Genomic DNA, 12,858 nt, shown 5'->3' on the forward strand with positions numbered 1-12,858 from the left:
GCGGTGAGCATAGATCGCGTATCGAACGGGCAAAGCGGCGACGTAACGGTTCTGCCGACTGATAGCCTTAATCCCTGCCCAGGGAGTTACACGTCGTCCCTCACGGGGGACCGGCCGGAGGAGGTGGGGCTGCGGTGGATCCTAGTCGACCGTGCAGTACCGACAGTTCTCCCGTCGTTTCCCCTTGGTATGCGACTCCATGATCTGAAGCCTTCCGTACCCCGCCCCCCGGCGGTGAAACACGCGAAGTCACCTCGCATCCAGGGCAGCTGACGGTAGAGCGCCTTCGTACCGCTTTGTTCAGTTCCGCGAACTTCCGTCAGCGCCATCGCACGGAGCGCCGCCCGCTTTGCGGACGTACGGGCACCGGGTGTCGTACGTCCACCTTCCGGGCGCAGCGCTGCGCCGCGCGCCCGCCGCTGACGGCCGGCCCGTGAAGGAGCCCGTCATGTCGATGATCCGTGACCTGCGTGCAGCCGTCCGTCCCGCCCTGCGCCGGGGCCGTACCTCCAGCGACTACGACGCGACGCGTGACCCGTCGGTCACCAGCGCCGTGGTCGACTGCGGGGTCTACCGCGACGGCAAGCGGGTCAGCGACCACGTGAGCCCGGCGCAGGCCATGGAGCGGGTCCGCGAGGAGGGCGGGTTCGCCTGGATCGGGCTGCACGAGCCGACCGAGCGCGAGTTCGCGGGGATCGCCCAGGAGTTCGGGCTGCACCCGCTGGCGGTCGAGGACGCCGTGCAGGCCCATCAGCGGCCCAAGCTGGAGCGGTACGACGACACCCTCTTCACCGTCTTCAAGACCATCCACTACGTCGAGCACGCCGAACTCACCTCGACCAGCGAGGTGGTGGAGACCGGTGAGGTGATGTGTTTCACCGGCCGGAACTTCATCGTGACCGTGCGGCACGGCGGCCAGGGCTCGCTGCGCGCCCTGCGCCACCGGCTCCAGCAGGACCCCGAGCTGCTCGCCAAGGGTCCCTCGGCGGTGCTGCACGCCATCGCCGACCAGGTCGTCGACGGCTATCTCGCGGTCGCCGACGCGGTCCAGGACGACATCGACGAGGTCGAGATCGATGTCTTCTCGGCCGCGACCTCCCGGCGGGGCGGCGACGCGGGCCGGATCTACCAGCTCAAGCGCGAGGTGCTGGAGTTCAAGCGGGCCGTCTCGCCGCTGCTGCGGCCGATGCAGCTGCTGAGCGAGCGGCCGATGCGGCTGGTGGACCCGGACATCCAGACCTACTTCCGGGATGTCGCGGACCATCTGGCGCGGGTCAACGAGCAGGTGCTGGCCTTCGACGACCTGCTGAACTCGATCCTCCAGGCCAATCTGGCGCAGGCCACGGTCGCGCAGAACGAGGACATGCGGAAGATCACGTCCTGGGCGGCGATCTTCGCCGTGCCGACGATGATCGCGGGGATCTACGGCATGAACTTCGACTACATGCCGGAGCTGCGCTGGAAGTTCGGCTACCCGACCGTGCTCGTCGTCACCGTGGGCATCTGCTTCGCGATCCACCGCGGCTTCAAGCGCAACGGCTGGCTGTAGAGCCGGCCCGCTCCCCGAGCCGAGCGGACGGGCCCTCATCGGCCGGGCCCTCAGCGGCTGGGCTCCTGTCGGACGGGCTCTTAGCGGCCGGGCCCGTCCGAGGGGGCCTTCATCAGCTTGGGCGGGGCTTCCTGCCGTCCGCCATGATGACCAGCGCGAGCCCGCCGAGGATCACCGCGAGCGCCGGATAGGCGGCCACGGGCGGCATCTGGCCCAGCCACAGGGCCGCGATCAGGGCCGCCCCCGGCGTCTCCAGCAGGATCGCGGTCGAGGTGATGGAGGGGCCGAGTCCCTTGACCACCCGGTTGATGAGGGTGTGCCCCAGCAGCTGCGCGGTGACCGTCAGCAGGGCCAGCTGCAGCCAGGTGGTGCCGCTGTAGCCGCCGAGCCGCGCGCCCGCCACCAGGCAGGTGAGCAGCAGGAGCACGCTGGTGGTGGCGTAGCAGACGTAGGCGTACGCGGTGGTGCTCACCGAACGCCGCACCTCCGCCCCGAGCAGCACGTACCCGGCCGCCGCCACCCCGCCCAGCAGCGCGAGCGCGTCACCCAGCAGGGCGCGCGGGGAAGCGGACAGATCGACCCCGGTGAGGATCACCACACCGAGGATCGCGAGTCCCATGCCCAGCCAGGCGGGCGTGGGGAGGCGGTGGCCGCGCAGCCGCAGCAGCAGCGCCGTCCAGATGGGGGTCGTGGTCACCAGCGCGGTCGATGAGGCCACGGAGGTCATGTGCAGGCTCGGCAGCCAGGCCCCGAAGTGCACCGCGAGCAGCGCCCCCGCCCCGACCGACAGCAGTGCCGCCCGGCGGCCCATCCCGCGCAGCTCGCCCCGGTGGCGCCACAGCGCGAACGGGGTGAGCGCGCCCACCGCCATGGCGTTGCGCCAGAAGGCGATGGCGAGCGCGGGCGCCACCGTCGCGGCGGCCAGCGGCGCGGAGAGCGAGACACCGGCGATGGCGACCGTAAGGAGCGCGATGTCGAGGGGAACGCCACCACCGGGACGGCCGCCCTCACCGGGTGCGGCGGGGGTGGTGGCGGGGGCTGGGGTGCGCGCGGCGCGGGCGGTGGGCACGGCGCCAGCGTAAGGCGCATGAGCAGGCGACGGAACTGACATTTCACAGGCTGGGACGGGTGCCCGACTGGCCTAGGCTGTCGGCATGACGCAGACGCCGATGGACCGTGCCCTTGTCGAGGAGGCGGCCAAGAAGTCCGCCCTCATCTGGGTCCAGGGCACCGAGGGCGCCCCGCGCGCCCTGTGGCACATCTGGCACGAGGGCGCGGCCTGCCTCGTCGGGGACGGGCCCTTGGAACAGCCCCTCCAGGGCCTCGGGCTGGCCGACGGCGGAACCGCCACGGTGACCGTGCGCAGCAAGGACAAGGGCGGGCGCCTGGTCAGCTGGCCCGCGCGGGTGGTCGAGCTGGCCCCCGGCGGCGAGGCGTGGACCTCGGCGGTCGACGAGCTCAAGGGCAAGCGGCTGAACGCGCCGGACGCCGACCACATCGCGGAGCGCTGGGCGCGCGAATGCCGGGTGCTGCGGCTGGAGCCCGCGCCCGGAGCACTCGCCGAACACCCCACCGGCTCCCTGGCGGCGACCCCGCTGCCGTCCCCGGCGACCACCCGCCGGCCGATCCCGGCGGCGCTCCCAAAGCTCCTCGCCCGCCGTAAGAAGCGCGGCCGTGGCGCCCGTAAGGACGCGTCGTAGCTTCTGACGTGGCTTCTGACGCCGGGTGAGGCCGCGTCCTGGCTCCGGCGCCCGGTAAGGCCGCGGTCCAGCCCTGACGCCCGCCGTAAGGACGCGCCCCGGCTTCAAGGACGCGCCCCGGTTTCAAGGGCGCGCCCTCGCCGCCCTTACGGTCGTGCTCGCGGCTACGGCGCCCGCGGGCCCGACTACGGCGCCTCCGGGATCTGCTGCCCGTAGTCGAGCACATGGCCCTTCTCCGGGGCGGCGAGCTCGAAGCCCTTGTTCCAGTCCGCGAGCTGGATCACGCCCGCGCCGCCCGCCCGCTGCAGCCGCAGCGGATAGGGCCGGCCCTCCAGGGAGACATCGAGCGATCCGCCCTCACCGGCCTTGCCCGCGCTGATGCGGATCGTCCGTACGCCGTCCACCTGCCCGTGGTCGCCGGTGGCGACCTTGCCGTGCAGCCCGAGCAGCCCGTCCAGCAGCAGCTTCATATCGGTGAAACCGCTGAGCCGCTGGTAGGAGGGGTCGCCGGAGGGGACCTTCACATACTTGTCGTCCAGCTTCCCGGCCGCGTCGGCCGCGCCGCTGTGTCCCTCGTCCCCGCCGTCGTGGGACCAGAAGCCCGCGCCGGCCTTGAGGTAGAGCTCCTTGCCGACGCGCAGCAGCTCGAAGCTGGAGCCCTTGGTGGAGACCTGGCCGGTGCCGCCGTCGGCCTTGAGCCGCATGTTCAGCTTGTAGGTGGCTCCCTGGGTGACGAGTGTGCCGGAGAGCCGCACCGAACTGGCGCCGGCGACCGCCTGACGGACCTTGCTCTCGATCTTCGTGGCGGGGAGCTTTCCCACGCCGTTCGTCCCCGCGTCGGGGTCCTGTTCCCCACCGCCGCCGCCACACGCGGCGAGCGTGGCGGCCAACCCCGCGCACATCGCCGCAACGACAGCCCTGTTCCGGGTGCGCACGTCCGCTCTGCCTCCTGATGCCGGTGCAGTAGGGCAGCGTACCGGTGCCGTCCCGCGGTGTCCGCAGGGTGCCGCACTGCCCTCGCCCGGCGGCAGGGCAGGTGCGGGCACGCTAGCCTGAACCCGGTGAAGAGCGGATCATTACCTTGAATGACCACAAAGCCCCATATACGAGGGGAGGCAGGGCATGCCGGCAGGCGCCCCCCGGGTCTTCGTCTCGCATCTCGCGGGCGTCGCCGTCTTTGACCCGAACGGCGACCAAGTGGGGCGGGTGCGCGATGTCGTGGCGATGCTGCGGCTGGCCGGCCGCCCGCCGCGGGTGCTCGGCCTGGTGGTCGAGGTGGTCGGCCGCCGCCGGATCTTCCTGCCCATGACGCGGGTGACCGGTGTGGAGTCCGGCCAGGTCATCACCACCGGTGTGCTCAACATGCGCCGCTTCGAACAGCGCCCCACCGAAACCCTGGTCCTCGGCGAACTGCTCGACCGCACGGTGCACCTGGTCGAGACCGGCGAGCCGGTGACGGTCCTCGACGTGGCGATGACCCAGCTGCCCGCGCGCCGGGAGTGGGAGATCGACAAGGTCTTCGTACGCCGCGGCAAGACCGGCGCCCTGCGCCGCCGCGGCGAGGCGCTGACCGTGGACTGGTCCGCGGTCACCGGCTTCTCACTGGAGGAGCAGGGCCAGGGCGCGGAGAACCTGCTGGCCACCTTCGAGCAGCTGCGCCCCGCCGACCTGGCCAATGTGCTGCACCACCTGTCCGCCAAGCGCCGGGGCGAGGTGGCGGCGGCCCTGGACGACGAGCGGCTCGCCGACGTCCTGGAGGAGCTGCCCGACGACGACCAGGTGGAGATCCTCGGCAAGCTCAAGGAGGAGCGCGCGGCCGACGTCCTGGAGGCCATGGACCCCGATGACGCGGCCGATCTGCTCTCCGAGCTCCCCGAGCCCGACAAGGAGCGGCTGCTGGACCTGATGCGCCCGCGCGACGCGGCCGACATGCGGCGGCTGATGTCGTACGAGGAGGGGTCGGCGGGCGGTCTGATGACGACCGAGCCGATCGTGCTGCGCCCGGACGCCACCATCGCGGACGCGCTCGCCCGGGTGCGCGACCAGGACCTGACGCCCGCGCTCGCCGCCCAGGTCTATGTGTGCCGCCCGCCCGACCAGACGCCCACCGGCCGCTATCTGGGCACCATCCACTTCCAACGGCTGCTGCGCGACCCGCCGTTCACCCTCGTCGGGGCGTCCGTCGACACCGATCTGCCGACGCTGCCGCCGGACACCCCGCTGCCCGTCGTCGCCGGCCATCTGGCCACCTACAACCTGCTCGCGGCGCCCGTCGTGGACGAGACCGGCTCCCTGCTCGGCGCCGTGACGGTCGACGACGTGCTGGACCATCTGCTGCCGTCCGACTGGCGGGAGCGCGAGCTGTACGCCGGGATGGCGCTGCCGGAGGCCGCCGATGGACGGTGAGGGCATCCGGCTGGACCGGCCCAAGGCGCGGCGCCGCAGCCCGCTGCCGCGCTGGGACCCCGAGGCGTTCGGCAGGGCGTCGGAGCGGATCGCGCGCTTCCTGGGCACCGGGCGGTTCATCGCCTGGATGACCGCCTTCGTCGCGACATGGCTGGCCTGGAACATCCTGGCGCCGCCGCGGCTGCGGTTCGACCCGTTCCCGTTCATCTTCCTGACGCTGATGCTCTCGCTCCAGGCGTCGTACTCCGCCCCGCTCATCCTGCTGGCCCAGTACCGCCAGGCCGACCGCGACCGCGTCAACCTCGAACAGGACCGCAAGCAGAACGAGAGGTCGATCGCCGACACCGAGTTCCTCACCCGGGAGATCGCGGCGCTGCGGACGGGCCTGGGCGAGGTCGCCACCCGCGACTGGCTCCGCGACCAGCTGGAGGACCTGCGCCGGGAGCCGGACGGCGGACGGAGCGCCCCACGGCCCGGTGTCCACGGCGAACGCCCACGGCCGAGTGAGGAACGCGACCGCTGACGGCCATCCCGCGTCCCGCCCGCGGCGCCGTACCATCTCCGTATGGCTACCGACACCCTCCCAGCGCCGAGCGAAGACGCGGTACGCGCCGCGCTCGCGACGGTCAACGACCCGGAGATCCACAAGCCGATCACCGACCTCGGCATGGTCAAATCCGTCGAGATCGCGGCGGATGGCTCGGTCGCCGTGGTGGTCTACCTCACAGTCTCCGGCTGTCCGATGCGGGACACGATCACCAACAGCGTGCGGACCGCGGTCGCCGAGGTCGAGGGCGTGACCGGAGTCACGGTCGAACTCGATGTGATGAGCGACGAGCAGCGCCGTGAGCTGGCCACCTCGCTGCGCGGCGGCCAGGCCGAGCGCGAGGTCCCCTTCGCCAAGCCCGGCTCGCTGACCCGGGTCTACGCGGTGGCGTCCGGCAAGGGCGGCGTCGGCAAGTCGTCGGTGACGGTCAACCTGGCCGCCGCGCTGGCCGCCGACGGGCTCAAGGTCGGCGTGGTGGACGCCGACATCTACGGCCACTCGGTGCCCCGCATGCTGGGCGCCGACGGACGGCCCACCCAGGTCGAGAACATGATCATGCCGCCGTCGGCGAACGGCGTGAAGGTGATCTCGATCGGGATGTTCACTCCCGGAAACTCCCCGGTGGTCTGGCGCGGCCCGATGCTGCACCGCGCGCTCCAGCAGTTCCTGGCCGATGTCTACTGGGGCGACCTCGATGTGCTGCTCCTCGACCTCCCCCCGGGCACCGGCGACATCGCGATCTCCGTGGCCCAGCTGGTGCCCAACGCCGAGATCCTGGTGGTGACCACGCCGCAGCAGGCCGCCGCCGAGGTCGCCGAGCGGGCCGGTGCGATCGCCGTCCAGACCCATCAGAAGATCGTCGGCGTCGTGGAGAACATGTCCGGGCTGCCCTGCCCGCACTGCGACGAGATGGTCGACGTCTTCGGCACCGGTGGTGGCCAGGTGGTCGCCGACGGGCTCAGCCGGACCACCGGCACGACGGTGCCCGTGCTGGGCTCCATCCCGATCGACGTACGGCTGCGCGAGGGCGGCGACGAGGGGAAGCCGGTCGTGCTGACCGACCCCGACTCCCCGGCGGGCAGCGCGCTCAAGGCGATCGCGGGCAAGATCGGCGGACGGCAGCGCGGCCTCGCGGGCATGTCGCTGGGCGTCACCCCGCGCAACAAGTTCTGAGCGCCAGGGCCTGAGCGCCAAGGTCTGGGCGCCAGGGCCTGAGCGCCAAGCTCTGAGCTTCAAGCTCCGGGTGCGCGCTCGGCCACGGCCCTACGGCTCAGGGGCGGCTTCCTCGGGAAGCCGCCCCTGAGCCTTTGGCGCCCGCCTTACGCGTCGTAGCGGGTGATGTCCTTGACCACCGCGAACCCCAGGCCGTAAGCGCTCATCCCGCGCCCGTACGCGCCGATGTGCACGTCCTCGCCCGCCGTTCCGGCCAGCACCCAGCCGTACTCCGACTCGCGGTAGTGGAAGTCGGTCGGCACCCCGTCCACCGGGAGCGACAGCTGCGACCAGCTCTCGCCCTCCAGATCGTCCGCCAGCTCCCAGGCGATCGCGGTCTGCTGGTCCAGCCAGTCCTGGCGCAGCGCCCGCTCCATCCGCGTCGGCCAGGTGCACGACAACAGACCGGAGCCGGCCAGCCAGGCGGCGGAGGAGACCGAGGTGGCCTCCAGTTTGCCGGTGCCGTCGGCGCTGTCCCGCCCCGGGCGGCTGGCGACGGTGACGACCACCGTGAAGCGCTGCTGGTCCATATCGGTCTCGACGCGCAGCGACGGCTCCTCGCCATGGCCGGTCGAGCCGTACTCGACGATGCCGTCGGCCGCCGCGCCCACCTGCATCAGCCAGCGGGGGCCGGTGAACGCCTCGTCAAGCCCGTACCAGGGAAAGCCGGCCATCAGATAGCCGTCGACGCTCCGCCGGGCCTCGGCGGGCAACCCCTGCGCAGCCGCTGCCACCCCTCGTTCCCCTAGCCGACCCGTGGTCTCCATGTGCGCGCGGCCTCCTCGTTGCCCTGCGTTGTGGGCGGCCCGCCCCCCTCGGGCGACCCTCACCCCGGACAAAGGGAGGATAGCCATACGGGTCAACCAGGCCGGGCATACGGGGGGATCAAGTGGCGTCGGAGTCGAAAGGCGGACGCTCCTCGCGGCTCGGCTCCTCGCGCTTGCGCAGCAGGTCAGGCGTGCTGGAGTCGCCCTTGGACAGGGACGGCGGGGTGGTGCCGGAAGCCCCTGAAGAGCCCTGCGGCGGATCACTCTCCCGGCCGTGCACCGCGTCGGCGACCTCCGCCATCTCCTTACGGAGGTCGAAGCCGTTACGGATCTCCTTCAGGCCGAGCTCATCGGAGTCCAGCACATGCTTGCGCACGAAGGTCTTGGGGTTGAGGTCCTCGAACTCGAAGTCCTTGAACTCCGGCCCCAGCTCGGAGCGGATGTCCTCCTTGGCGCTGTCGGAGAACTCCCGGATCTTCCGGATGAACTGCGAGACGTCCCGAATCACCTTCGGGAGCTTGTCCGGGCCGAAGACGAGCACCGCAAGGACAACGAGCGCGACAAGCTCGAGAGGTCCTATGTCCAACACCTTGCAGCTCCTCAAGACGTCTGGGGCCCCGGCCTGGGCCACTCAACACCGTACCTGGCGGCGGGGTCGGCGCGGGAGACGGCCGGGCCAACATCGCGCGTCAGCCGCTGCTCGCCGAACCCAGGGTCAGCTCCGCGGTGCGCTTCTTACCGGCGCGCTCGACGGTGAGCGCGAGCCGGTCACCGGGGCGGTGGCTGCGGATCTTCACGATCAGCTCCTGTCCGCTGTGCACCGGGACGCCGTCCACCTCCGTGATCACGTCACCGGCCTTGATCCCCGCCTTGTCGCCGGGGCCGCCGGAGGTGACCGGCGGGCCGCTGCCCGCGCCCTTGGTGTTCACCCGCGCACCGTCGCCCGTGTAGCCCATGTCGAGGGTCACGCCGATCACCGGATGGGTGGCCTTCCCGGTGTTGATCAGCTCCTCGGCGACCCGCTTGCCCTGGTTGATCGGGATGGCGAAGCCCAGGCCGATGCTGCCGCCCTGGCCGCCGCCGAGGCCCGAGCCGTCATCGGCCGCCCGGATCGCGCTGTTGATCCCGATGACCCGGCCCTTCCGGTCGACCAGGGGACCGCCGGAGTTGCCCGGGTTGATCGGGGCGTCGGTCTGCAGCGCGTCGACATAGCTGACGTCGCTGCCGTCCTCCTTCTCGCCGCCCGCGGTGATCGGCCGCTCCTTGGCGCTGATGATCCCCGAGGTGACGGTGCCCGCCAGGTCGAAGGGGGCGCCGATGGCCACGACGGGGTCGCCGACGCGCACCGAGTCGGAGTTGCCCAGCGGCAGCGGGGTGAGCCCGGAGACGCGGTCGACCTTGACGACCGCCAGGTCATAGCCGGCGTCGCGGCCGATGATCTCGGCCTTGGCGTCCTGGCCGCTGTTGAACGTCACCGATATGTCGCCGTCCGCGCCGGCGGGCTGGACGACATGGTTGTTGGTGAGGATATGGCCCTGCTTGTCGAGGACGAAGCCGGTGCCGGTGCCCTCCTCCGAGCTGCCGCGCACATGGATCGTCACCACGCCGGGCAGCGAGGCGGCGGCGATCCCGGCGACGCTGCCCGGGGCCCTGGCCTCCTTCTCGACCGGGGCCTGCGGCAGCTTCACATCGACGCCCCCGGAGGCGTTGTCCCGCTCCGCGTACGCGCCGATGCCGCCGCCGATACAGCCCGCGACCAGGGCGATCAGCAGCACGGCGATCCAGGCGCCACGGCGGGAGACCGTCTTCCGCGTCTTGGGGGCGGCGGGCGGGACCACGGTCCAGGGGTCGTAGCCGCGCCACTGGGCGGTCGGGGCGGGCTGCGCCATCGTGGCGGCAGGCCGGTGGGGCTCTCCGGGGCCCGCGGGCAGCTGTGTGCCGTGCGGCGGGGTCATCCCGGGGTGCGACGGCATGGGTACGGGCGCGCTCTGCGCCGGTACGGGGCCCGCGGCGGGCGGCAGGGTGGTGCCGTGGGGCGGGGTCATCCCGGGGGCCTGAGGCGGCGTCTGGGCCATTCCGGAGGCGTGGGGCGGGGTCTGGGCCATGCCGGGGGCCGGAGGCGGTGTCTGAGCCATCCCGGGCGGGACATGCGTGCCCTGCGCGGGGGTCGCCACCGGGTGCTGGACGGGCGGGGCCGGGGCCCATGGCCCGGGGCCGCCGTAGGGCGGGGTGCTGTACGGGTCGGGCTCGTGCAACGGCCGGGGCGCCGCCTCCTCGGGCGTGCGGCCCTCCACGGGCGCGTCCACCGGCTCCGGAGGCGCCTGCGCGGCGGCAGCCTCCGTACGCTCCTCGGCTCCCTGGGCCGCATCGCCCGACCGGTCGCCGGGTCGTGCGGCGACCGGGCGGCTCCACCACTTCGGCTTGGGGGCCTTCGGCTCGTCCATGATCTCCCCTTTTTTGAGGGCTCGGTTGGCCTCCGGGGCGCAATAGCCTCCCCCAGCTACCGCTGGGAGGTGCCCCCTGTCGACGGTCGACCGTGCTCGGTCGCCCACGCGGCGGCAGCCGCATATCGATCGCAGCCCTCGCTCCCTGTGCGCGTCTCCCTTTCGACAGCGACGCGCCCCTTCGGCTCGCCCCCAGCTACCGCTGGGAGGTGCCCCCGGCCGGTCAGCCCAAGCACCCGGAAACAATACGGCGCCCTTCGGCTTACCCCAGCCACCGTGGGAATGCCCCCCGGCCGGTAAGGCCAAGCACCCGGGACCAGGGCACCGCGCCCCTAGGCTCACCCGCCCAAGCCGCGCTGCCCGGAGCCGATTCAATCAGGTCCGTCGGCGCTCGCGCAGGGCGGACGAAAAGACCTTGTCATGATCGGCAAAGGGACGGGCGGCCGGCGACATCGCACCGTCACCGCCGTCGCACTACTTCGGGGGCGCGCTGACCCCGAGATACGGCGAGCCACCCGAGGTGGGCCGGGACGGGACCTCCAGCTGGGTCGGCGCGGGGGCCGGGGGCGTGGAGCTCGCTGTCCGCAGCAGCTCGGTGACCGAGAGAATCGGCTGTATCAGCGGATTCAGCGCCGCCCCGACGGGCTGGCGCAGGGCCGGTGGATGCGGGGTGGCCGTCGGGGACGGGGTGCCCGTCCGGGTGCCCGTGGTGGCCAGCAGCCCCACCTCCTGGCGGGTCCGCTCCCGCACGCCGGTGCTCACCGCGGTGTCGGCCTCGACCGGGGCGACCGCGGTGTCGGCGCCGTCGGCCGAACTTCCCGGGGGGTCGACGGCCGCGTCCAGCGGAAGGGCGGCGCCGAGCGCGAAGGCCGCCAGCGAGACCGCTCCGGCCGCCGCGAAGGCGAACCTGCGGCGCGGGGCGAGGCGCTCGACCTCATGGATCCTGAAGCCGCGCTGACGTGAGGCACGGGCCGATGCCGCCGGTGCGATCGCGGTGCCCGGGGGCATCGCGGGCACGAAGGCGAACGCCCGCTCCCGTCTCTCCTCCGGCTCCCGGACGTCGCGCAGCTCGCGCACGTCCCGTGGGGTGCCGCGCATCTCGCGCGGGCCGAAGACGCTCGGGCCCCCGAAGGCGGAGCCGCCCATACCGTCGTCGCCCGCGGCCGGCAGGCCCTGCAGACGCGCCAGAAAGCCCTCGGACGGTGCCGGGGGCGCCGTCTGGGCGAACACGTTTTTCAGCCGACGCTGAGCATCGGCTTCCGCCTTGCACTTGCAGCAGGTGGCGAGATGGGCGAGGACGCGCTCACGCGCGTCATGCCCCAGCTCACCGTCGACCAGAGCCGCAAGGCGGTCGCCGAGATGCTGCTCGGCGGGGGACGGACCGCCTGATCGGGTCACGCGATTCCGACCTCCCCGCTCAGCCGGGGGGCCGTGACACGCGGCGCCACCGCGGCGACCTCATGCTGCTGACCGGTCCGCGCCGCGGGGGCACGGTGCTGCAGCGCCTTGCGCAGATGCGAGCGGCCGCGGTGGATGCGGCTGCGCACGGTGCCCAGCTTGACGCCCAGGGTGGCGGCGATCTCCTCGTAGGACAGCCCCTCGATGTCACAGAGCACCACGGCGGCGCGGAACTCCGGGGCGAGGGTGTCCAGCGCCTGCTGCACATCGGCGTCGAAGTGGGTGTCGTTGAAGTGCTGCTGGGGAGAGGGCTCGCGGCTGGGGAGCCGCTCCGCCGCGTCCTCGCCGAGGGCGTCGAAGCGGATGCGCTGCCGACGGCGGACCATGTCGAGGAAGAGATTGGTGGTGATGCGGTGCAGCCAGCCCTCGAACGTGCCCGGGGTGTACGTCGACAGCGAGCGGAAGACGCGGACGAACACCTCCTGGGTGAGGTCCTCGGCGTCGTGCTGGTTACCGGTGAGCCGGTAGGCGAGGCGGTAGACCCGTGCGCTGTGCGTGCTGACGATCTCCTCCCAGGTAGGAGGCGTCCACGCCGGCGCGTCCGCGTCCGTGGCGAAGGTCGCGGTGGTGGCGGGCTCGGCGAGGGGCGCACCTCCCGTGCCCTTTGGGCTACGGGGGCGAGAACGGTCAGCGGTGTTGGTCACGGATTTCGGCTCGCCCACTGACCTGCGAAAGCGCTTCAGCACTCGCCGGTCACCGGCCGCAGCCGCACCTCCCCTGTCGGCTCTGGTGGTGTCCAGTAGAGCCCCTACCATATCCACCTCGCCCGTTAGCT

Annotated in this window: 12 protein-coding genes; 5 read left to right on the forward strand and 7 right to left on the reverse strand. The window is 72.3% G+C overall.

What is annotated here, in order from left to right; translation table 11 throughout:
- Positions 1-448: 448 nt before the first annotated feature.
- Positions 449-1,549, forward strand: coding sequence for a magnesium and cobalt transport protein CorA (locus tag J8403_RS16015; RefSeq protein WP_211123776.1), 1,101 nt, complete (start codon positions 449-451; stop codon positions 1,547-1,549).
- Positions 1,550-1,661: 112 nt separating this feature from the next.
- On the opposite strand, the gene J8403_RS16020 is transcribed toward J8403_RS16015, so the two are convergent.
- Positions 1,662-2,618, reverse strand: a complete 957-nt coding sequence (locus J8403_RS16020; RefSeq protein ID WP_246585858.1) for a DMT family transporter — start codon at positions 2,616-2,618, stop codon at positions 1,662-1,664.
- A gap of 85 nt (positions 2,619-2,703) precedes the next feature.
- Here J8403_RS16020 and J8403_RS16025 point away from each other — a divergent pair, with 85 nt between their 5' ends.
- Positions 2,704-3,249: a hypothetical protein gene (locus J8403_RS16025; protein WP_211123778.1), complete on the forward strand. Its 546-nt coding sequence runs from the start codon at positions 2,704-2,706 to the stop codon at positions 3,247-3,249.
- Between the two features lie 185 nt (positions 3,250-3,434).
- Here the strand turns inward: J8403_RS16025 and J8403_RS16030 are convergent, their stop codons facing one another.
- Positions 3,435-4,184: a hypothetical protein gene (locus tag J8403_RS16030; RefSeq protein WP_211123779.1), complete on the reverse strand. Its 750-nt coding sequence runs from the start codon at positions 4,182-4,184 to the stop codon at positions 3,435-3,437.
- A gap of 187 nt (positions 4,185-4,371) precedes the next feature.
- On the opposite strand from J8403_RS16030, the gene J8403_RS16035 reads away from it, so the two are divergent.
- The 3 genes from J8403_RS16035 to J8403_RS16045 are packed head-to-tail and all read left to right on the forward strand — an operon-like array spanning position 4,372 to position 7,375.
- Entirely contained in the window at positions 4,372-5,655 is a 1,284-nt protein-coding gene (locus J8403_RS16035; protein WP_211123780.1) for a magnesium transporter MgtE N-terminal domain-containing protein, read from the forward strand.
- Positions 5,645-6,178, forward strand: a complete 534-nt coding sequence (locus tag J8403_RS16040; RefSeq protein WP_211123781.1) for a DUF1003 domain-containing protein — start codon at positions 5,645-5,647, stop codon at positions 6,176-6,178. Before J8403_RS16035 ends, J8403_RS16040 begins: the two co-directional genes overlap by 11 nt.
- 42 nt (positions 6,179-6,220) lie before the next feature.
- Positions 6,221-7,375 (forward strand): Mrp/NBP35 family ATP-binding protein, encoded by a 1,155-nt coding sequence (locus tag J8403_RS16045; protein WP_211123782.1) that lies wholly within the window; start codon positions 6,221-6,223, stop codon positions 7,373-7,375.
- 146 nt (positions 7,376-7,521) lie between these two features.
- Here J8403_RS16045 and J8403_RS16050 read toward each other — a convergent pair whose 3' ends face one another.
- The 5 genes from J8403_RS16050 to sigE all read right to left on the reverse strand — a co-directional run bounded on the left by J8403_RS16050 (position 7,522) and on the right by sigE (position 12,838).
- Complete coding sequence (locus tag J8403_RS16050) at positions 7,522-8,181, reverse strand: hypothetical protein (RefSeq protein WP_211123783.1); 660 nt, start codon at positions 8,179-8,181, stop codon at positions 7,522-7,524.
- A 118-nt stretch (positions 8,182-8,299) separates the two neighbouring features.
- The gene (locus tag J8403_RS16055; RefSeq protein WP_059145246.1) at positions 8,300-8,770 is read right to left on the reverse strand and encodes a sec-independent translocase; all 471 of its coding nucleotides are present in this window, start codon (positions 8,768-8,770) and stop codon (positions 8,300-8,302) included.
- A 100-nt stretch (positions 8,771-8,870) separates the two neighbouring features.
- Complete coding sequence (locus J8403_RS16060; RefSeq protein ID WP_211123784.1) at positions 8,871-10,625, reverse strand: trypsin-like peptidase domain-containing protein; 1,755 nt, start codon at positions 10,623-10,625, stop codon at positions 8,871-8,873.
- Between the two features lie 474 nt (positions 10,626-11,099).
- Positions 11,100-12,023, reverse strand: coding sequence for an anti-sigma factor family protein (locus J8403_RS16065; protein WP_211123785.1), 924 nt, complete (start codon positions 12,021-12,023; stop codon positions 11,100-11,102).
- Positions 12,020-12,838: an RNA polymerase sigma factor SigE gene (gene sigE / locus J8403_RS16070; RefSeq protein ID WP_079059467.1), complete on the reverse strand. Its 819-nt coding sequence runs from the start codon at positions 12,836-12,838 to the stop codon at positions 12,020-12,022. The genes J8403_RS16065 and sigE overlap by 4 nt, the downstream gene beginning before the upstream one ends.
- Positions 12,839-12,858 lie beyond the last annotated feature (20 nt).

This window comes from Streptomyces yatensis, assembly GCF_018069625.1.
Lineage (GTDB): Bacteria > Actinomycetota > Actinomycetes > Streptomycetales > Streptomycetaceae > Streptomyces > Streptomyces yatensis.

Excerpts from the sequence above, each read along its gene's own strand:
- J8403_RS16015 (WP_211123776.1), top strand. The coding sequence starts at position 449 with ATGTCGATGATCCGTGACCTGCGTGCAGCCGTCCGTCCCGCCCTGCGC.
- J8403_RS16025 (WP_211123778.1), top strand. The coding sequence starts at position 2,704 with ATGACGCAGACGCCGATGGACCGTGCCCTTGTCGAGGAGGCGGCCAAG.
- J8403_RS16035 (WP_211123780.1), top strand. The coding sequence starts at position 4,372 with ATGCCGGCAGGCGCCCCCCGGGTCTTCGTCTCGCATCTCGCGGGCGTC.
- J8403_RS16040 (WP_211123781.1), top strand. The coding sequence starts at position 5,645 with ATGGACGGTGAGGGCATCCGGCTGGACCGGCCCAAGGCGCGGCGCCGC.
- J8403_RS16045 (WP_211123782.1), top strand. The coding sequence starts at position 6,221 with ATGGCTACCGACACCCTCCCAGCGCCGAGCGAAGACGCGGTACGCGCC.
- J8403_RS16050 (WP_211123783.1), bottom strand. The coding sequence starts at position 8,181 with ATGGAGACCACGGGTCGGCTAGGGGAACGAGGGGTGGCAGCGGCTGCG.
- J8403_RS16060 (WP_211123784.1), bottom strand. The coding sequence starts at position 10,625 with ATGGACGAGCCGAAGGCCCCCAAGCCGAAGTGGTGGAGCCGCCCGGTC.
- sigE (WP_079059467.1), bottom strand. The coding sequence starts at position 12,838 with ATGGTAGGGGCTCTACTGGACACCACCAGAGCCGACAGGGGAGGTGCG.